This is a genomic window from Pseudidiomarina sp. CB1 (assembly GCF_024752025.1).
GTDB lineage: Bacteria > Pseudomonadota > Gammaproteobacteria > Enterobacterales > Alteromonadaceae > Pseudidiomarina.
The window spans coordinates 1,747,448-1,765,999 of the sequence record NZ_JANTPU010000001.1; the positions used below are offsets into that span (position 1 = coordinate 1,747,448).

The following is an 18,552-nucleotide window of genomic DNA, read 5'->3' on the forward strand; positions in this document are numbered from 1 at the left end:
CTTTAAGCTAACACATAAAACAAAGTGATCAGTCATTGAAGCCCGACATCAATCGCAGCAATTTGGGCTTTAACCGCATAGCGAGCGTGCCATGTCTTATGAAGAGAACCTAAAGCAGCGATTTGAGCGCATTGCGCAACTCAACCCGAAACTCAACGCATTCGTTGAGCTGTTTCACGAATCGGCGCTTGCCGCAGCGCAACGGTGTGATCAAACCGAGCCGCAAGGCGTCTTGCACGGCCTGCCTATTTCCATCAAAGAGTGTTATCAACTGACTGGTACCGCAACAACGATTAACTATCCGCCTTTGCGCAACTATCGTGCGAACACAACCTCACCCTTGGTGCAGCGACTGATCGACGCGGGAGCGGTGATTGTCGGCAAGACCAACGTACCAGCTTTGCTGGCGGATGCGCAGACCTTTGGCCCGCTTTACCCGACTGCGAATAACCCCTATGACCTCAGTCGCACACCGGGCGGCAGCACAGGTGGTGGCGCTGCAGCACTAGCCTCAGGCTTAGTTGACCTTGAACTGGGTAGCGATATTGGTGGCTCAATTCGCAATCCAGCGCATTTCTGCGGCTTGTATGGTCTGAAGCCAACTGAAAATGGGCATGCACACGATGGTCACATACCGCCTTTGCCTGGACACGATGTCGGCATTCACCTGATGAACAGCACTGGTCCTTTAGCGCGCAGCGCTTCACTACTAAAGAACGCTTACGACGTGTTGTACCAACCTGATTGGCAACGCCGTTTTTATCTTCCGATCGCACGCCCGCAAGTAAAACCTGACAACTTGGCCGGTTATCGCTTCGGCTATATCGATAATTTTATCGGCTTAGGCCCTGGACACGACGTGAGTCATGTATTGGACAAAACGATCCATGACCTACGTAACAAAGGTGCTACCGTTGATAAAATAGCCATAGATCCGCAGCTTGCCCGCAAGTTACTGACGCTATGGGTCGAATTGTTTGGCTTCGTTATGGGACAAACCATGAGTTGGCCTGTACGCAAGCTTATTTATTGGCAATACAGCAAACTCTTAAAGCGATCGAGTTTGCCAGCAACAAAGGCTTTGAAGTCAGGGTTAAGTTTAAATCTGAGGCGTTTAAGTGCCGCCTTAAAAGAGCGCGACGAGGTGATCGCTGAAATAAATAGGCTTTATGCCCAGGTCGACGTAGTTATAAGCCCAACTTCATTGGGCCCAGCCTTTCCGCATAATCACAAACATGAAGCGATTCTTTTAGACGGTGAAGCTGTGCCTTATGTCGACTACTGCTTTCCGTTTGTGATGTTCTATAACTTAACTGGCCAGCCAGTGCTCAATGTACCAACAGGACTCAACGAAAGCGGCTTACCCGTAGGTCTTTCGTTCGCCGCAGCACACCACCAAGAGCCCACACTATTGCATTTAGCACAGCTGCTCGAAGCTGAAGGCTATCAACCCATTCCCCCTAAGCTTGACGTATAAGGAGTAACAGCTATGTCAGAACCTAAGAGAGGTCGCGTATTACTCATCACTGGTGCCTCGAGTGGCATCGGTAAAACCACCGCATTAACGGCTGCCCGAGAAGGTTTCAAGCTCATTCTCACGGCCCGCCGCAAAGAGCTTCTCAATGAACTCGTCGACCAGATCGGTAGTGATCAAGCCATCGGTATCGCTGCTGATGCGGGCGACTACAAGTCGCTCGAGCAAGTGGTGGTGAAAGGTCTGGAGAAATTCGGTCAATTAGATGCAGTGTTCGCCAATGCAGGTACCGGTGTGAAGACACCAGGCACCGAAACCGGCAGTGCCGACGAGTGGAAGACCATGATTGATGTGAACATCAATGGTTTACTCTACACCGCACGCCTTACCCTGCCGCATCTACGCAAAACCACTGGGCATTTTTTGATGACCGGCTCTGCCGCTGGACGCTACACTATCAAAGGTTCGGTGTATGGTGCGACCAAGTGGTTTGTGCATGGTTTCGCGCAAAATCTAGCGGAAGAAATGAAAGAATGGGACGGCCGTTGTACAACCATTGCACCAGGCATGGTCAATACACCGTTTTTTGACGAACCTAAGCCGGATAAGCTTGATCCACAAGACGTGGCGGACGCCGTGCTGTTTGCGCTTAATGCGCACCCGCGCAACAGCGTCCGCGAAGTTTACTTGATGCCGGCTTATCGCAATTAAGCGGAAGCGACCTCGCGGTCATAATGGTCGAGCAATAACGTTTGGGCATGCACCAGCGGTTGCTCGGCTGCAATAATTGCGTCTTGGTGTTCACCGAGGAGACGCATCATCACTTCGTTGTCTTCTTCGCCGTGCCAGATTTTAATATAGGTACCCTGCTTGTAGCCGCGTTGCTGTCGTAAGTTATTCAGCGCATTTTTACCAATATAGGTTAAGTACACGCTGTCGGCATCGCCGTAGGCATCGACCAACATGGTCATCAACTTGTCGAAAAACACCGGGCCACAAACCAGCGGTTGCGCCTCTGTACCATCTTGCGCAAGGGCTGCGACCAACGCTTTACCATCCTTAACGTTGCCATGGTTTTCGGCACCAGCAAGCAAGATCTGTGCGACATGCTCCGTCGCAGCCACAACATCTTTGCCTTGAGCGCACGCATGTTCAACCGCATCGGAAATCGCAAAATGGAGAATATCGATGAGCTCCATGTTCGCCTGCTCCCAATCCGCTTCCTGCTTTTTCCACCATTTGTAAGCGGTGTGCTCAAAGTACTCGCCTAGCTCGACAAGAATAGCCTTCACGTCGTCACGTTTGACTTTTGGTGCTTCAGGATAATCAGGATCAATCACCTGGTTGAAGGCAATCTGCATAGCCACAAGTTGGCGTGCTTGCGCTGGCGTCATTAGGAATTCCTCTCGCTAAAGTTTAATGTTTTAGTAACGCCAAAATAGCACAAGACGCCGTCAGTAGGCGAGTTCAGGAATCGGCAAATGGCCAGTTTTTACATAGATGATCGTTTCTTCTTCAACGCGCGGCGTGTGTTTACTGCCATGAGGATTACGTAACCAAGTACCTTGTGGGTAACGTCCGTGCTCATCGATAAACTCACCGCTTAACACCACTATCTCCTCACCAGCATAATGACGATGCGGCTTGAAAAGTTCGCCCGCAGGCCACTTTACTAAGGCGACATGCTCGCTGAAAGGGGCATGCGATGAACCTGGTGGGTTGCGTAAATAAGTGCCCGCCGGATAATCACCGGTGTCATCGGAAAACACACCTTCAAGCACGAAGATTTCTTCGCCTAATGGATGCTGATGGGTGGCAAAACGTGATCGCGGTGCATAGCGAACGATGCTGGTAGCTCGCCCGCGCTCCGCCTCTTCACGTTCTAGTAATTTTCGTTCTATACCTGCAGCCGGACTGGGCTGCCACTCAGCTCGTGCGGTTTCAATAACGACGCGCTGTGAGAAATCCATATTCAGCATGGAACAACTTTCCTCTTTTATAAAATCACCCAGTTTTTACTATAAAACCTAGTTAATGGATCGCTGAAAGCAACTTGAATTAAGCGAATACGCCACTATATTTCGTTTATCACTAAAATAGTTTAGGAATTCTATTCATGCCAGACTCCATCATCGCTGCCTGCCCGCACTGCCATAAGAAAAATCGACTTCCGGCGGATCGTCATCGCGCTGACGCCAAGTGCGGTTCCTGTAGGCAGAAACTTTTTACTGGCGAAGCGTTTGTCGTTAACGCTGATCAATTTCGCGCGCACCGCGACAGTGACCTTCCACTAGTCGTTGACTTCTGGGCCAGTTGGTGTGGCCCCTGTCAGCAGTTTGCCCCGACGTTCAGCGAGGTTGCCAAGGCGTATGCCGAACGTGCGCGCTTTGTGAAAGTCAGCACCGAAACCGAACCACATTTGGCCCAGCACTTTGCGATTCGAAGCATACCTACATTGATGATCATCAAAAATGGACAGGAAGTGGGACGGCAGGCAGGTGCGTTGCCGCCACAGCAATTTAAGCAATGGCTGCAACAGCACCTTTAAACGGAGTTATTCAAGTTCGAGTAAGTGATTCACAAGCGCGAAATAACGCTGCGACTCAGCCGGAGAGTGCGGCGCCGAGGCCGTAATCACGTATTTGCCGTTGACGACAAGCGTCGGCACACTGGTAACTTCGGCATCCATCATGTCAGTCATAATTTTGCGCAACTTGTCTGTTTGCGCTGGATTTTCAAACGCTGCAGCAAACGCTTCGCCATCAATTCCGTGTTCTGTCATAAAGCCCTGAATATCCTCGGGGCTTGGTAAACGATTATGGGTTTCGCGGGTACGCTGATAAAACTCGATCATTTCATCATCGAGGTTCGTTTCTGCAACTTCACGTAGCGTATAGAAAACTCGTGAGTCGTAGGCCCAACGCTCGTTGGCTGGCGCTGCACGTTTCACTACCGCTACGTCGGTGTACTCCAATGCATAGGCATTGATGGTTGGATTGAAATGTTGGCAATGCGGACAGCCTGGCCACAAAAACTCCATAACGAAGCCGGCTTCGCCCGGCGATTTTTCAAAATCAGCGAGTGTTAGCGCTGCGTCGAGAACCCGATAATCCTTACCCTCGACAAAATCTGTCGCACTAAACTCCTGTACGACATCAGGCGTCGGGTCAAGCTCTTGTGCGACTTTAGATGTCGCGCCGATGTCGCTTTCACTCGCTTGCGCGTCATCTTTCGTCGTGCCACTTGTTTCCTGCGCAGGTCCGCATGCTAAAAGCAGCAACGCAGTCACACTCGCTAAAATGAATTTTACTTTAAAAGTCATAATCTGCCTCGTTGTTATTCTGTTACCCCATTTCAACGCAGACGAGGCAAAAAGTCACGTCTTAGATACGTTGTAACGAGCTCTCCCCCTCGTAAAGGCGGCCGAAACGAGCAATAATGAGGTTCCTTGATAGCTCCGTGATCGCTCCGTGATAGAAAGAAAAGGTACTCCAACATGTCAATTCTTCGTGGTTTAAGCATTGTCGCAACAGCCCTTATCGTGCTCGCCTGTAGTCCAAGTGAGCAACCGAGAAATAAGGTGTCGTACCAATGCGGTGCCCTGCCGTTAACCACCGAGCTTAACGGCGAAACCTTGACGCTGCGGTTTGGTGCAGAAAGTGCGCAAACGCTCGATCTTAAGGCCACCCGCAGCGCCTCAGGAGCTCGTTATACCCATCTTGAAAACGGTGCGGAGTTCTGGAGCAAAGGTAACGAAGCGCAGTTTAGTTCAGACGCCTTTTCTCTGCCGCTTTGCGTTGTTGAAGGCACACTTCCGCAACAGTTCAACGCTCGCGGGAACGAACCCTTTTGGCTACTCGCAATCAACGGCGATCAAGCCACCTTACGCCAACCCGGTAGCGAGGCCAGTTTTGCCATTACGCGACCTGAAGCGCAGCAGCTTCATCCTTTGCTGATCGATATAATGCTCGATAACGGTTGGGTGTTAACGCTCGAACAACAGGTTTGCTACGATACGATGAGCGGCCAGAGCTTTCCTTACCACGCTGAGCTAAAGACTGACGATGACGTATTGCTTGGCTGTGCCGGAGACCCTGATAGTTTAATTGCCGGTGCAAGCTGGCAACTCATGGATGCCCCAAGCACCCTAGACCAGCCTCCGTCACTCACATTTCACTCAGACCAACGTGTTAGCGGCTTCGCCGGTTGTAACTATGTAAATGGCCGCTATGAAATCACTGGCGAGGGCCTGCGGTTTGCTCCTTTAGCGGTAACCAAGCGTATGTGTCCACAGCCTGCTATGGCATTTGAAGATGCGCTCTTGCGCGATCTCCAACAAGTCACTAACGTGAAAGTATTTAGTGACAACACTTTGCAACTGCAGTTAACGAATGGGGACTATCTGCAATTACAGCAAGTTCCACTAAAGCTGTGGTAAGAATAACCGACAAGAAGGACCGCAAAATGAAGCTTTATGAGACAAAAACAGCTCCCAACCCGCGCCGCGTGCGTATGTTCTTGGCCGAAAAGGGCTTGTTAGATAAGGTCGAGTGCGTCGAAGTCGACATTCAAAAAGGCGAGAACTTACAACCTGAGTTTGTCGCCAAAAACCCAATGAAGAAAGTACCCGTATTGGAACTCGACGACGGCACCTGTATTGCTGAAACCATGGCCATTTGCCGCTATTTTGAAGAGGCCTATCCGGATAGCCCTAAATTACTCGGTGAGTCTGCGACCGAACAGGCGTTCATTGAACAATGGCTACGTTGGCTTGATTACTACTATTTTGTGCCTTGTGGTATGGGCTTTCAACACACAAGTGGCTACTTCAAAGATCGTATGACTCCTAACCCAACCTGGGGTGAGTCTTGTGTGAAAGACACGCAAAAGTTCATGGAATTTCTAAACCAGCATCTCGCCGATAAGGATTATATTTGTTGTGGCAAACTAACCGCAGCAGACCTTACCGCTTTCGCGGTGACAGCGTTTGCCCGGGTTATCCAGCTAAGAGTCGATGACAGCCTACCCCACTTAAACAAGTGGTATCAGCAGATGAAAGAACGTCCGTCGGCGCAGGTTTAGTGCTTTAACTTTGCGGCGGTTTGGTCACGTCACTCAAATAAAGTAGGCCCGACGTTTCCGGCAAATAGCGCAGCGAAAATAGAATACGGCGATGGCAATCTGGCTGCTCTGCCATTGCCTGTTCTAACTCTTCGTTGCGGGCGGGACGGGCCTGAAAAGGCTGTTGCGAAGTCTGCACAAAGGCTTCGTTAATCAACACCACTTTGCAATTTAGCTTGGCAAAGTATTGACGGCGATCAGCGTCCGACAAAGCCTGCGTTCCTCCCCCATCTTGCAGCCAAACTTCATAACCAAGCTCCTGCAATTCGACCAGCCATTCGCCAAGGTCTTCCGGAGCCATAGCGGCACTCAAAAACAGACTGATGGCAGTAGGTGTTGGCCCAAGGCGTTGCTTTAGGTCTGCTAAGAAGCTGTGCAATTGCGCTCGCTCTGCGGCACTCGCAAAATAGGCATCACTTAACTCAAGTGGCACATACCAGCCGAGAAATTGTTCCCGATGTTGCTGTGTCCATAGCTGCCATTGCGCCACAGTCGCATTGACCTTACGCAGATAGGTTGCAAAGAAGGCTTGTTGTGCCGCGGCCCCTTCCGCCATTTCAGTAAAGTAGTCAGGCTCGGTGTGAAGCCCTAACCATAGCGGCATTTCATGTTGCCACAGGGTAGCGGTTTCAACTAGCCACGGCCGCGGTTGTTGAAAGCCTTCGGCACCGTATTGAGTCCATTGCAACACGCCAAAATCGATGTCACGCGCCATCACCTGCTGCAACAAATAGCGCCAGCCGCGAGCGCCTAAATCAGCGTCGCGGTTGAGCGGTTGGTACATCACCCCCAGCTTCAGTTCGTCATTCGCCGTGACCGATGATGCACCGCCTAAGACTACAGTTAGAAGTAAAGCTGAAAACGCACAATAAACGCGTTGTCGCTGTCTTCGGCAAAGTCGCTTGATACTACGTGCTGCCACTCGAGACCTAACTCCATTCGCAAATTGTAACCATTGTAGTCAGACTGAAACCACTCGGACATCCAGCCTACCCCAAGGCCCGCGCGGGTGTCGTCAGCATCACCTATAGCAACTAAGTCGCGCGACGTATCGCCTTGCGCAAAACCATAGAAACGCAATGCTTGCCGATGACTCTGCGCCAATGAAAATACTGGGCCAGATTCAAGTCGCGAATAAAACGCATGTTGGTCATCGTCAGGGAAGTAAATCCCATCAACAAACCACGAGTTGTACCACACCCGCTCGCTTTGCGGTTCCCACCACTTGCTGCCACTCCACGGACTCAAAATATCCACCGACGCCCTTAGGTACGGCTTCAATTCTTCGTCGCCATCCAGTTGCTGTCGCAAACCTACGGCAAGCACTGAGTTAAAGGTTTTTGAAGGCTTCCAAGTTAGACCTACATCCAGTTCTTGAGTTTCGAAGAAATCGCTCTCGCCACCTTGCAGTAAACTTAGTTGAGCCCCAAGGCCACCAATGCTCGTTTGCGATTCAGTAAACGCATAGGCGGCTTGCACCTGCATGAAATAATCGCCTTGCGCGTCGATGCCCTGTCCAACATTAGCGCGACTGCTGTCACCCGCCCAACCTGCAACAGTAAAGTCCCACTGACTTTCGACATCACGGTGTAAACGTTGTGCCTTGATTAACTGGAGCTCATCAGGATCATCGCTGACGAGCATTTTGTCGATCGCAGCTGCCGCATAGTGACGCGTTTTTTCATTATCGCCTCGATAATTAAAAGCATACGCAGCTTGGTGCAAATGCTTAACCTGCGAATTTTCTTCATAACCCAGCAAAGCTCGGTCAAAATAATCAGCTGATTCAAGTGGATCCCGTTCATAAATGCTATAGGCTAACTCCGCTTGGAAGTGTTTATTGTCGGGGTAGGTTGCGACCGCTTCGCGATACAATGCTTCAAGCGCCGGCCAGTCATTACGTTTACGATAAATCGGCGCCCGCTCTTCAACCAACAACGGCGAATCAAAACGTTCATCAGCGCGCTCGAGCAGTAACAAGGTCTTTTCATCATCCTGTTGCGCTTGCGCAATATCCACCCCGAGCAGCCACCAATCCAGCTCGTTTTCTTGCCGCGCCGCCTGCCATGCAGCCTCAGCCGCCGCCAAGTCACCCTGTAAGTAAGTTAGCCGCGCAATCGCTAACTCATCGGAAGAAACGCGTTCGGCAGTCGGAATGCGTTGTAGATAGCCGACTGCTGCAGCATTATCGCCCACACGCTCGGCCAAACTCGCTAACGAACGCAAATCACCCGCTGAAGGCTCTTGACCAATCGCCAACTGCAATGCTTCATAGGCCGCTTCTGGATCACGGTCAATCAAACATTCTGCGCGCGTCCGAATACCACGCTCTTTACTGACTTGCGCCAGCGCCGCTAACGCTTCATCACAATTACCTTGCAGACGCCACAGCTCAGCAACATCTACCGGGTCGGCATTACTGCGTGACAGTAACTTAATCCGCTCAACCGCAATCGCTTCAGGGTGCCCATAAAGGATATTCACATAGCGCGAAACCAGCACACGACCCGGCGCACTTGCAAGATTAACTTTGGCAAATCCTTCTTCCAATAAAGCGATGGTTTGTTCTGCCTCACCGCGTTGCCATAGCAGATACGTAACCTTCTCGAGCGCCGCAGGGTCTTGGTAGTTGCGCCAAATCGCCAGCCATGTTGTTTCAGCATTACGGTTATCACCCAAACGGTCATATGCCATCGCCAAATACGTCAACTCGGCTTCATTTGCAGCCGTGTCAGCAAGTAACTCCACTTGCCGTTGCCATGCTTGCTGTTGATGGTAGTAATTCATCAGCAGTTGGCGCCGCTGTTGCTGCAGCGCTGAGCTTGTAAAGGTCGTACGTTGCACTGCGTCATAAAGTTCCAGACGCTCTGCCAACGACAACCAGACGATAGGATTCTCTTGCACTGAACAATTGACAAAGCGCTCACGGGCGCCGCTGGTGTTATCCATTTTCAGCAGCAACTGAACTTGCTCTAAGCAGCTGGTTTGGGCTTGTTCGGATAGCGCTAATGCAGACTCTAGTTGGCCATCTTCTTCGAGCAAAAAGTAGTACTGCTTAACATCATTTGCACTCAAATAGCCACGTTTCTGTAACCAACCGAAATAACGCAACGCACCAGCATGATCGTTGCGTCCCAAAGCCTTATAGGCCAGTTCACGTATCACACCACCAGCAGCTTGCGGGTAACGTTGTGCTAACGCAAAGGCACCTGCTTCATCGTTCGCTTCAACCAACACATACCCAAATTCCGCAATTTCTTCCGGCGCAAGTTCTGCATGCTTGGCATAGCGTGAAAATTGTTGTGCCGCCGCGTCAAAAGCACCTACATCGGCAGCAATACGTGCTGCGATAAGGTTAAGTTCCGGTGTCCACAGCTCTTGCGGCAACGCATTGAGCCATGCCCAAGCCACTTCTTTGTTTTGCTCCTGCTGGAGTTGATACAAACCTTGCTGAATAAGCTCAAGCTGCTGAGTTGGCGTAAGGTCCGCCAAAAAAGCTGGCATCTCAGGCGCTGCGGGAACCTCTCGTGCCATCGCACTGCGGAGCATGCGCTGACGTAGCGCCACGCGGTTACGTTCAGGAATTTCGCCAAGGTACTGTCGCGCGCGCTCAATATCCTGATTCAACATCGCCAATTCAAACGCATATTGATAAAACGGCTCATGCTCAGGCGCAATTGCTATCGCTCGATCAAGCTCTTCTAAAGCGGCCTGATAGCGTTCTTCCTGCTGTAGCCGATAGGCTTTATCAACATACGGGTAGGTACGAAACTCTTGGTAATCACTTAGACCGATAAAAATCGAGTCACCCATGGCTTGTGGCGCCATCGCCGCCATTGCGGCAACTATACTTAGAACACGCATGTGATACCCGGTTGGCCAGCAACCGCCTCAGCTAAAAGTTTTTTCATTTCAATCTGATGCCGCTCTTGGTAAGCCAAAGCTTCATCACGTTGTTCATCACTAATAAAACCTTCACGGACCAAATAATCACCTAGACGCGTTTCCCCGCGCCGATCAAAAGCCATCATCACCTGCGCCATCACTGCAGGGTCGATCACGCGAGATTGCACCAAGGCCGTGCCGAAAGGCACTTGGCGGATAAAATAGGAATCGCGTAAGAGGCGCACTTGCGTTTCGGAGAGAGCCTTAGATTCTTGTGCTTCACTAAGCGCTACACGTGGATCAGCACTTTCATCATTCATGTACCAATAACGCAAACCTAAGGTGACCGCACCTTGCGTCGTCACACAACCGCGCACCGGCCTTTTCAGCTTACGACTTATAGCACTTTCGGCAACAGGACTAAGCGCATATTCACGACCAACGATGAGCGTTTTCCCGTCTTCAGCAAGCGGGATAATCGAATATTTAAAGGCAATATCCGCAGGGAGCGCTTTCATCAGATTCTCATCCAATGTGAACGGGTCGCACGCTTGGAACGAGCTGTATTCTTGCACCGCAATCGCCTCGCTGAGTTCGTCGAGTGTGACAAAGCCTGCTGTCACCAAATAAACCCCTAACCGAATGCCCGCTGGTCGTTCCAACAATGCCTTCTCGAGATCCGCTTCGGTAAGTACACCATTCTCAATCAGTATCGAACCCAGTGGTTGTTTGCGCGGCGGCGCCACCACAGGAAACACATGCGACGTTTTATCCCAGGCGACTTTACGCGGGTCGCCATGTTGCAGGACTTGTTTAATAGCCCGTAAACTTGCGGTGAAGTTAATCAGCGTACCCCAGAAAATACGCACAATAGACATGAAGCCTTGGAACCAACCGTAGTATTGCTTAGCAAAATAAAAGCGTTGCACCAATCGATTGACCAAGAAGAACAAGTTAGCAAGCAAGAAGAACACTACCAGCGGATCGTTCTCGAAGATCGACAGTACCCGATAGGTGCTTGGAACAAATTGCTCAACCGTCCAAATTACTAACAGTTGGATGAAAACCACCATCGCCAAAAAACTAACGATATTGGCAAGTGCGCCGCGGCGGTCACGCCATAAAAAATAGTTGATTCGCCAATCTTTGGTCCACTTCAGTTTACGTGAACCTTGAAAGATGATGCCGATAATCCAACGCGTCTTTTGTCGCACGGAAGCGGTAAAGGTGGTTGGAAAATACTCGCGCACACACACCACATTGCCATCACGACGCCCAACCCCAGCGTGTTTCTCGCGTAATTGGGCTTGTTCAAGCTTCACCGGATAGCGGACGAAGATTTCCTCCATGCCCCAGTTTTTTAGGCGAAAACCAATATCGTAATCTTCAGTTAGTGACCGGACATCGAAGGGTAGACCATCACCCTCTTTAAGTAGGTGCATGATCGCACGACGACTAAAACATGTGCCCACACCAGCGCTCGGTACCTGTCCCGCAAGTGACTCACGCACAATAATATCTTTGCCATGAAGCTCAGAAAATTCATCAAGATAATGCGCTGCGGTAAAGTCATACCAGCGCTGCGGAAACGGATAAACGGGCAATTGGATCATGTCTTTACGGCCAACTAAATAGTTGAAGAGCCGCAATTCCATACTTGAGATGACATCTTCAGCGTCATGCAGAATGTAACCTGAAAATTCAATTTTGGTTTTCTTCTCGAACTCAATGATCGAAGCGATGATGTTATTCAGACAGTCAGCTTTACTGGTAGGCCCCGGCTCCGCACAGATCACCTTATGAACGTTCGGGTAGTGCTCGACGACGTGATCGACCTCAGCTTGGGTTTCTGGATCGTTGGGATAGGTTCCGACAAAAATTTGATAGTTCTCATAGTCGAGTGACGCGGCGGCGCTTGCTGCCATTTTATTCACGACACCCACTTCGTGCCACGCCGGCACCATGATCGCCAAAGGCTTTTCGGGCTCATTCAATAGCTTGTCAGGATCAGAGTAATCAAACTTCCGATAGATGGTTAACTTGCGATAAAGGTTACGAATCCAGTAATAGCAATCAATGAAAAGGTCATCTACGCCGAAAATAAACAAAACGACCATCACACCTATTGCAAGCCACTTTAATCCATAGAGATAAAGGACAAAAACATCAAACCATGTCATAGAAGGAGCCCCCGGCAACGGTTAAGTTGCACTCAACTCACTGCGCTCTTTCACTCGTTGAACAGTGTTAGAAATTTGCAAGTGAACTGCCCATAAACGCAACAAAAGTTGCAACCTAAAATCTGTTGATTTTATGAGCAATAGTAGTACAAATTACGAAAGATGCTATCTGACAGTAGCCATAGTCATATTGTGGGCCTATAACATTTTTTATAATTTATAGGTGGGGGTGACAAAATTTTAAAAGAGAAGCTTTCCCATTTCGATTTAGTCCATACTGGGAAACGCAACTGCCGGTAACCCTTGAAATTCGGGCCTCGCAAATAAATAGCCCTGCATGTAACGTACACCTAGTGCAGTAAGGGTTCGCATTTCCGCCTCAGTTTCAATACCTTCGGCCAAAATACGTGTGCCTTGAAGCTCGCATTGAGCACGAACTTGCGCTACCTCTTGTTGCTTTTTTGGGTGTTGGTCAATATCGATAATCAGCGTGCGGTCAAGCTTCAGAATATGCGGGCGTAATTCTACCAGCCAGCGGTGGCTTGCATAGCCGGAACCATAGTCATCGATGGCGGTTTGGAAACCACGCGCACTATAACTCGCAAAGATACGCTGCAAATGAGATTTACTAATGATTTCTTCGCCTTCCGTGACTTCGAAGACCAGTTTTGTTAGATCAAAACCATACAAATCCGCGGCTTCAATCGTTGCTTTAATACACGTTTCTGGGCTGTAGACTGCGTTGGGAAGAAAGTTAATATGCAAAAACGCTTTGCAACCCAAGCGCGCCGCTGTTTCGATCGCTTTTACCCGACAGGCTTGGTCGAAATAATAGCGATTATCATGAGTCACACGCTCGAAAACCCAACCCGCACCCTCGCCATTTGGGCCACGCACTAAAGCTTCATAAGCGATGATGCGTTGCGTTTTAATATCAACAATCGGTTGAAACGCCATTTCAATGGCAAAACCAAGATCTTTTCCAGCCAAACAATCACGGCAGGTCTGTTGGCGAATACTTGCGGGTATCGTCATGCGCATCCTTTATGGTTATTACTTTAACAGCCAAGCTAAGCTTCCAATAGCTACCACTATCCACAAAATGCTAGCTAATAACAATGGTTTGAAGCCGGCTGCTCGAATTCTTTTTACAGTTAAGCTTAACCCAACCAGGAACAAACAGAAAACGAGAAGCCGTTTCCCCGCCAAGAATAACCAAGCATACACGGCCTCCCCACTAGGTAAAAACGTTGCGATACAAGTTGCGCCGAGAAAGCCAAAAATAAACCATGGCAACACCCACGCCGACTGTCCTTGCTTGTCACTGTAACGTGCCGACACCAGTGCCGAGAGGATAACCAGCGGCACAATCCATAACGCGCGTGCCAGTTTTGCGGTAGTCGCAACCAACAAGGCTTCATCACCATAAGCTTGCGCCGCCCCGACCACCGAAGACGTATCATGAATCGCCACGGCCGCCCAAAGACCAAAGGTGTATTGATCCAGCTCGAAATAGTGGCCTACCAGCGGAAACACCAGTAGAGCCAGAGAGTTCAGAATAAAAACCACCGCGAGAGCCAAAGCCATTTGCTCACTGCGCGCGCGGATGGCTGGCCCAACGGCTGCTATCGCACTTCCACCGCAAATAGCCGTGCCAGAACCAATCAAGTGAGCGGTGCTTAGCTCGAGCTTTAATGCCTTCCCCACGAGTAGCGCCAGCACTAACGTGAGGACAATTGAAACCACTATTAAGCCAAGCGCGTCGCCGGTCACTGCTAGCGCCGTATCAAGCTGAATACCAAACCCCAGTAACACGATCGCAATGGCCAGTAACTGCTTTGCCCGCTGAGCCGGATTAAAATGCCGTGGTACCCAGCCAAACCCCGCCAGCAAAAAGCCAATAACCAGCGCGAGTGGCGATGCGATCAAACCACCAAGCGCAAGCAGCGCAACCAGTCCAACACCAATCCATGCGATCATTTGGGCTTACAACTGGTTGATGGGTAATTTTAAATACACTTTACCCTCGTCATCGGCGGGAGGCATTTCGCCCGCACGTATGTTGACTTGAATGGATGGCAGAATCAGCCGCGGCATTTCCAACGTGGCATCACGCTCTTCACGCATGCGCACAAACTCCTCCTCGGTGACACCATCATGTACGTGTTTACTATGCTCGCGTTGGGCCGCAACTGTCGTCCGACATTCATGTTCGCGTCCCTCCGGCGGATAATCATGGCAGATGTAAATTTCGGTGGTTGCGGGTAGTGCCAGCAGCTTTTTAATCGAACGAAATAAAGTAGCAGCGCTGCCGCCAGGAAAGTCGCAACGCGCTGTACCCACGTCAGGCATAAACAACGTATCACCGACGAACGCTTTTTCACCGTCAATAATGTACGCAATATCGGCTGGTGTATGGCCCGGGGTATGCATGACTTCGAAAGTCATCGTACCCACAGTAAAGCTTTCGCCATCACTGAACAGGTGATCAAACTGGGCACCATTTGGCAAGAACTCCTTTTCGAGGTCAAAGACATCTTTAAAGATTTTCTGTACATCTTGAATATGCTCACCAATCCCAATACGCCCACCAAGCTCACGCTTGATAAAAGGCGCGGCAGACAAATGATCGGCATGTGCATGGGTTTCGAGTATCCATTCAAGCTTTAGGTCATTCGCCCGCACAAAATCAACCAAACGTTGCGCTCCGGTCGTTGCTGTTCGTCCAGATTTATAGTCGAAATCGAGTACGGGATCGATAATGACAGCCGCTTGTGAACTTGCATCCCACACCACATAGCTAAAGGTTTCGCTGTCATCATCTAGAAACGCTTTCACCTGCGCTTGACTTGTGTTGGCCATGGTTACCTCTCCTTCAAATACATCAGCTACAGCTAAAATACGTCATCCGCGGCAAGAGTTAAACTGGATCACATTGCATTGTGCGTATAAAATTGCGCCTTTCCAATAACAGCAGTGAGAGTTCACTATGGGTCGCGCCTTTCAAAACCGCAAGGAGTCGATCGCGAAGACCGCGGCGGCTAAAAGTAAAGTTTATAGTAAATATGGACGAGAAATTTATGTTGTCGCTAAGCAAGGCGGCTTCGAGCCTGAATCTAACCTGCAACTGCGCAGCCTGATCGAACGAGCGAAAAAGGACCAGGTACCCGCGCACGTTATCGAAAAAGCGATCGACAAAGCGAAAGGTGGTGCTGGTGAAGATTATGCGCCAGCGGTTTATGAAGGGTTTGGCCCGGGTAACTGCATGGTCATGGTGGAATGCCTGACCGACAATAACGCACGAACCTATGGCGAAGTACGTAACTGTTTCACTAAAACCAAGTCAAAAATTGGTGCGCCAGGAAGTGTCGCTCACATGTTCGATCACTGCGCTATTTTGAAGTTTGCCGGTGAAGACGAGGATGCCGTGCTTGAAGCGCTCATGATGGCGGATGTTGATGTCACCGATATTGAAGCAGAAGATGGCCACATCACCGTGTTTGCCCCACATACGGAGTGGCACAAGGCCAAAACTGCTTTGCAAGAAGCGTTCGCCGACCTCGAGTTTGAAGTCGACGAAATTCAGTATTTACCGCAAGTGATGACCGACATCGCCGGTGACGATGTCGCCATGATGGAAAAATTCCTCGACATGCTGAACGATTGTGATGATGTACAAAACATCTATCACAACGCTCAATACTGATTTACTCCTCTGGATTTTCGAGTAAGTCCAAAATAAACGCATACTCTTCGGCGGTTTCCTTCAGGCGCGCAAAGCGTCCTGAAGCACCGCCGTGACCTGCTTCCATATTGGTTTTCATCATCAACGGATTGTTATCCGTCTTGTAATGACGTAATTTTGCCACCCACTTCGCTGGCTCAAAATACTGCACTTGCGAATCATGTAAACCGGTCGTCACCAGCATGGCTGGGTAGTCTTGCGCACTAACTTGATCATACGGTGAGTACGACAACATGTAATCATAGTACGGCTGGTTCTTCGGATTACCCCACTCGTCAAACTCGTTGGTCGTCAAAGGAATACTCTCATCCAACATGGTCGTTACGACATCGACAAACGGCACATGAGCCACTAAGCCGCGATACTGCTCTGGCGCCAAATTGGCGACTGCGCCCATAAGTAGGCCACCAGCACTACCCCCCATGCCAAACACTTTGTCCGGATGGGCATATTTTTCCGCCACCAAATGTTCAGTCACATCAATGTAATCGGTAAAAGTGTTCTTTTTGTTTTCTAACTTGCCGTCTTCATACCAATGACGGCCCATTTCTTGGCCACCGCGAATATGGGCAATTGCATAGACAAAACCGCGATCAACCAGCGAGAACACTGACGAGCGGAACCACGGCTCAGAAGTCGAGCCATAAGAGCCGTACGCATACTGATACAACGGTGCGGTACCGTCTTGTTTGAAGTCTTTCTTGTACAACAATGACACTGGTACTTGAGTGCCATCATCAGCAGTTGCCCAAGTGCGTGCGGTCGCATAGTTGCTGGCGTCGTAGTTTGGTACTTCAGTGGCTTTCAACACTTCCCGCTCTTGCGTCGCCATATTCATTGCGTAGGTAACCGTTGGCGTGACCAACGACGTGTAGTTATAACGCAACACTTCGGTGTTTTGCTCAACGTTGGTTTCGAAGGTCATCACATAGCTTGCTTCATCGGCGTTCACGACATAGCTTTGCTCAGGATTCGCCCATGGCACCACACGAATTTGTCGCAAGCCTTCGCGACGCTCGTTGAGCACGAGGTAGTTCGCAAATAACTCAAAGCCGTGAATAAAGACCGCGTCATCATGTGCGACGAGCGGCTGCCACTTACTCTTATCGCCGATATCTGCATGTGCAACCTCCATCACCTGAAAGTTAGGTGCTTGGTAATCGGTCAGAATGATCCAACGCCCATCAATGTGGTCTGCTGAATATTTGAAGTCGCGTTCGCGCGGCGCCAACACTTGGAAATCACCGTTTGGCGTATCCGCGTCGAGCACATGAACTTCATCAGAAACCGTGGCATCAAGCTGAATCATCACATACTCGTCATCCGAGCTATTACTCACCCACATATAGAAGGTATCGTCTTGCTCTTCATAAACAACTTCTGCAGTGTCGAGAGGCTGTCCCAGTTGGTACTTCACCACACGCTTCGACAGCAAGGTTTGCGGGTCATTTTCAATTACGAAGAGTGTTTCGTTGTCTTTCGCCCATGCGATCGCGGCCGAGATGCCAGCAATGCCTGTCTCAGTCACTTCGTTGGTGGTTAAGTCCTTGACGTGTAGCTCGTATTGACGACGACCTACATTATCAACCACATAAGCGACTTTATTTTGATCTGGGCTCACTTGCAGATTCGAAACCTGCATAAAAGACTCACCCTCGGCTAACACATTAACGTCAACGATAATTTGCTTTTCGCCAGATTCAACATGCGTACGCGAGTGAATGGGATATTCTTTGCCAGCCTCATACTCAGTTTGGTACAGGTAGTCACCGCGTTGATAAGGCACCGTGCTGTCGTCCTGCTTTACCCGCCCGATGATTTCTTGTTCAAGTTCATCTGTCAGCGGCTGATAGCTAGCACGATAGGCATCGTAATAGTCATTTTCTGCGTTCAGATAACCCAATACTTCTGGGTCTTTGCGCTCATCATCACGTAACCAATAGTAGTGATCAACACGTTCACCTTGCGGCGACACCACTGTGTAAGGCTCGCGTTTTGCTACGGGTGCAGCACTTTCCTGCGCACTTTCGGCGGGCGACGTATTCGGCTGACAGGCAACCAATGCAGTCAACGCTGTCGCCAACAACCACGTTTTTGGTGTTTTGAATGATTCAATTAACATGATCTAGCTCTCTTTATCATTATTT

At 49.9% G+C, this 18,552-nt stretch carries 16 protein-coding genes; 6 read left to right on the top strand and 10 right to left on the bottom strand.

Translation table 11 applies throughout. The features are described from left to right. Positions 1 to 91: 91 nt before the first annotated feature. On the top strand, positions 92 to 1,477 hold the full coding sequence (locus tag NV375_RS08335) for an amidase (protein WP_258807708.1): 1,386 nt from the start codon (positions 92 to 94) through the stop codon (positions 1,475 to 1,477). Positions 1,478 to 1,489: 12 nt separating this feature from the next. Further along, positions 1,490 to 2,185 (top strand): SDR family oxidoreductase, encoded by a 696-nt coding sequence (locus NV375_RS08340; RefSeq protein WP_258807710.1) that lies wholly within the window; start codon positions 1,490 to 1,492, stop codon positions 2,183 to 2,185. Here NV375_RS08340 and NV375_RS08345 read toward each other — a convergent pair. Both NV375_RS08345 and NV375_RS08350 read right to left on the bottom strand, forming a co-directional pair. Then, entirely contained in the window at positions 2,182 to 2,868 is a 687-nt protein-coding gene (locus NV375_RS08345; protein ID WP_258807712.1) for a dUTPase, read from the bottom strand. The two genes, NV375_RS08340 and NV375_RS08345, sit on opposite strands and share 4 nt — an antisense overlap. Positions 2,869 to 2,928: 60 nt before the next feature. Then, positions 2,929 to 3,453 carry a cupin domain-containing protein gene (locus NV375_RS08350; RefSeq protein ID WP_258807713.1) on the bottom strand — a complete coding sequence of 175 codons (525 nt, stop codon included), beginning with the start codon at positions 3,451 to 3,453 and terminating at the stop codon, positions 2,929 to 2,931. 137 nt (positions 3,454 to 3,590) lie between these two features. Here NV375_RS08350 and trxC point away from each other — a divergent pair, with 137 nt between their 5' ends. After that, the gene (gene trxC, locus NV375_RS08355) at positions 3,591 to 4,022 is read left to right on the top strand and encodes a thioredoxin TrxC (RefSeq protein ID WP_258807715.1); all 432 of its coding nucleotides are present in this window, start codon (positions 3,591 to 3,593) and stop codon (positions 4,020 to 4,022) included. Positions 4,023 to 4,028: 6 nt separating this feature from the next. Here trxC and NV375_RS08360 read toward each other — a convergent pair whose 3' ends face one another. Beyond that, a complete protein-coding gene (locus NV375_RS08360) occupies positions 4,029 to 4,796 on the bottom strand; it encodes a thioredoxin domain-containing protein (RefSeq protein ID WP_258807716.1) in 768 nt (255 codons plus the stop codon). A 174-nt stretch (positions 4,797 to 4,970) separates the two neighbouring features. Here NV375_RS08360 and NV375_RS08365 point away from each other — a divergent pair, with 174 nt between their 5' ends. Next, positions 4,971 to 5,912 carry an META domain-containing protein gene (locus tag NV375_RS08365; RefSeq protein WP_258807717.1) on the top strand — a complete coding sequence of 314 codons (942 nt, stop codon included), beginning with the start codon at positions 4,971 to 4,973 and terminating at the stop codon, positions 5,910 to 5,912. 26 nt (positions 5,913 to 5,938) lie between these two features. After that, complete coding sequence (locus NV375_RS08370) at positions 5,939 to 6,556, top strand: glutathione S-transferase family protein (protein WP_258239688.1); 618 nt, start codon at positions 5,939 to 5,941, stop codon at positions 6,554 to 6,556. A 4-nt stretch (positions 6,557 to 6,560) separates the two neighbouring features. Here the strand turns inward: NV375_RS08370 and NV375_RS08375 are convergent, their stop codons facing one another. The 6 genes from NV375_RS08375 to NV375_RS08400 form a co-directional block, all read right to left on the bottom strand. Beyond that, a complete protein-coding gene (locus NV375_RS08375) occupies positions 6,561 to 7,379 on the bottom strand; it encodes a DUF4434 domain-containing protein (RefSeq protein WP_258807718.1) in 819 nt (272 codons plus the stop codon). A 59-nt stretch (positions 7,380 to 7,438) separates the two neighbouring features. Beyond that, entirely contained in the window at positions 7,439 to 10,459 is a 3,021-nt protein-coding gene (locus NV375_RS08380) for an NfrA family protein (protein ID WP_258807719.1), read from the bottom strand. Further along, positions 10,447 to 12,660, bottom strand: a complete 2,214-nt coding sequence (locus NV375_RS08385) for a glycosyl transferase family protein (RefSeq protein ID WP_258807721.1) — start codon at positions 12,658 to 12,660, stop codon at positions 10,447 to 10,449. Before NV375_RS08385 ends, NV375_RS08380 begins: the two co-directional genes overlap by 13 nt. Before the next feature lie 267 nt (positions 12,661 to 12,927). Further along, entirely contained in the window at positions 12,928 to 13,695 is a 768-nt protein-coding gene (locus tag NV375_RS08390; protein WP_258807722.1) for an EAL domain-containing protein, read from the bottom strand. 18 nt (positions 13,696 to 13,713) lie between these two features. Then, positions 13,714 to 14,640 carry a YeiH family protein gene (locus NV375_RS08395; RefSeq protein WP_258807723.1) on the bottom strand — a complete coding sequence of 309 codons (927 nt, stop codon included), beginning with the start codon at positions 14,638 to 14,640 and terminating at the stop codon, positions 13,714 to 13,716. A 6-nt stretch (positions 14,641 to 14,646) separates the two neighbouring features. Then, complete coding sequence (locus tag NV375_RS08400) at positions 14,647 to 15,522, bottom strand: MBL fold metallo-hydrolase (RefSeq protein ID WP_258807725.1); 876 nt, start codon at positions 15,520 to 15,522, stop codon at positions 14,647 to 14,649. Positions 15,523 to 15,649: 127 nt separating this feature from the next. Between NV375_RS08400 and NV375_RS08405 the strand changes: the two genes are divergently transcribed. After that, on the top strand, positions 15,650 to 16,366 hold the full coding sequence (locus NV375_RS08405) for a YebC/PmpR family DNA-binding transcriptional regulator (protein ID WP_258807726.1): 717 nt from the start codon (positions 15,650 to 15,652) through the stop codon (positions 16,364 to 16,366). 1 nt (position 16,367) lies between these two features. On the opposite strand, the gene NV375_RS08410 is transcribed toward NV375_RS08405, so the two are convergent. Beyond that, positions 16,368 to 18,527, bottom strand: coding sequence for a S9 family peptidase (locus NV375_RS08410; RefSeq protein ID WP_258807728.1), 2,160 nt, complete (start codon positions 18,525 to 18,527; stop codon positions 16,368 to 16,370). Positions 18,528 to 18,552: the final 25 nt, after the last annotated feature.

What these genes read in the sequence shown, in the direction of transcription:
- NV375_RS08335 (WP_258807708.1), top strand. Translation starts at nt 92, where the DNA reads ATGTCTTATGAAGAGAACCTAAAGCAGCGATTTGAGCGCATTGCGCAA.
- NV375_RS08340 (WP_258807710.1), top strand. Translation starts at nt 1,490, where the DNA reads ATGTCAGAACCTAAGAGAGGTCGCGTATTACTCATCACTGGTGCCTCG.
- NV375_RS08345 (WP_258807712.1), bottom strand. Translation starts at nt 2,868, where the DNA reads ATGACGCCAGCGCAAGCACGCCAACTTGTGGCTATGCAGATTGCCTTC.
- NV375_RS08350 (WP_258807713.1), bottom strand. Translation starts at nt 3,453, where the DNA reads ATGCTGAATATGGATTTCTCACAGCGCGTCGTTATTGAAACCGCACGA.
- trxC (WP_258807715.1), top strand. Translation starts at nt 3,591, where the DNA reads ATGCCAGACTCCATCATCGCTGCCTGCCCGCACTGCCATAAGAAAAAT.
- NV375_RS08360 (WP_258807716.1), bottom strand. Translation starts at nt 4,796, where the DNA reads ATGACTTTTAAAGTAAAATTCATTTTAGCGAGTGTGACTGCGTTGCTG.
- NV375_RS08365 (WP_258807717.1), top strand. Translation starts at nt 4,971, where the DNA reads ATGTCAATTCTTCGTGGTTTAAGCATTGTCGCAACAGCCCTTATCGTG.
- NV375_RS08370 (WP_258239688.1), top strand. Translation starts at nt 5,939, where the DNA reads ATGAAGCTTTATGAGACAAAAACAGCTCCCAACCCGCGCCGCGTGCGT.
- NV375_RS08375 (WP_258807718.1), bottom strand. Translation starts at nt 7,379, where the DNA reads ATGTACCAACCGCTCAACCGCGACGCTGATTTAGGCGCTCGCGGCTGG.
- NV375_RS08380 (WP_258807719.1), bottom strand. Translation starts at nt 10,459, where the DNA reads ATGCGTGTTCTAAGTATAGTTGCCGCAATGGCGGCGATGGCGCCACAA.
- NV375_RS08385 (WP_258807721.1), bottom strand. Translation starts at nt 12,660, where the DNA reads ATGACATGGTTTGATGTTTTTGTCCTTTATCTCTATGGATTAAAGTGG.
- NV375_RS08390 (WP_258807722.1), bottom strand. Translation starts at nt 13,695, where the DNA reads ATGACGATACCCGCAAGTATTCGCCAACAGACCTGCCGTGATTGTTTG.
- NV375_RS08395 (WP_258807723.1), bottom strand. Translation starts at nt 14,640, where the DNA reads ATGATCGCATGGATTGGTGTTGGACTGGTTGCGCTGCTTGCGCTTGGT.
- NV375_RS08400 (WP_258807725.1), bottom strand. Translation starts at nt 15,522, where the DNA reads ATGGCCAACACAAGTCAAGCGCAGGTGAAAGCGTTTCTAGATGATGAC.
- NV375_RS08405 (WP_258807726.1), top strand. Translation starts at nt 15,650, where the DNA reads ATGGGTCGCGCCTTTCAAAACCGCAAGGAGTCGATCGCGAAGACCGCG.
- NV375_RS08410 (WP_258807728.1), bottom strand. Translation starts at nt 18,527, where the DNA reads ATGTTAATTGAATCATTCAAAACACCAAAAACGTGGTTGTTGGCGACA.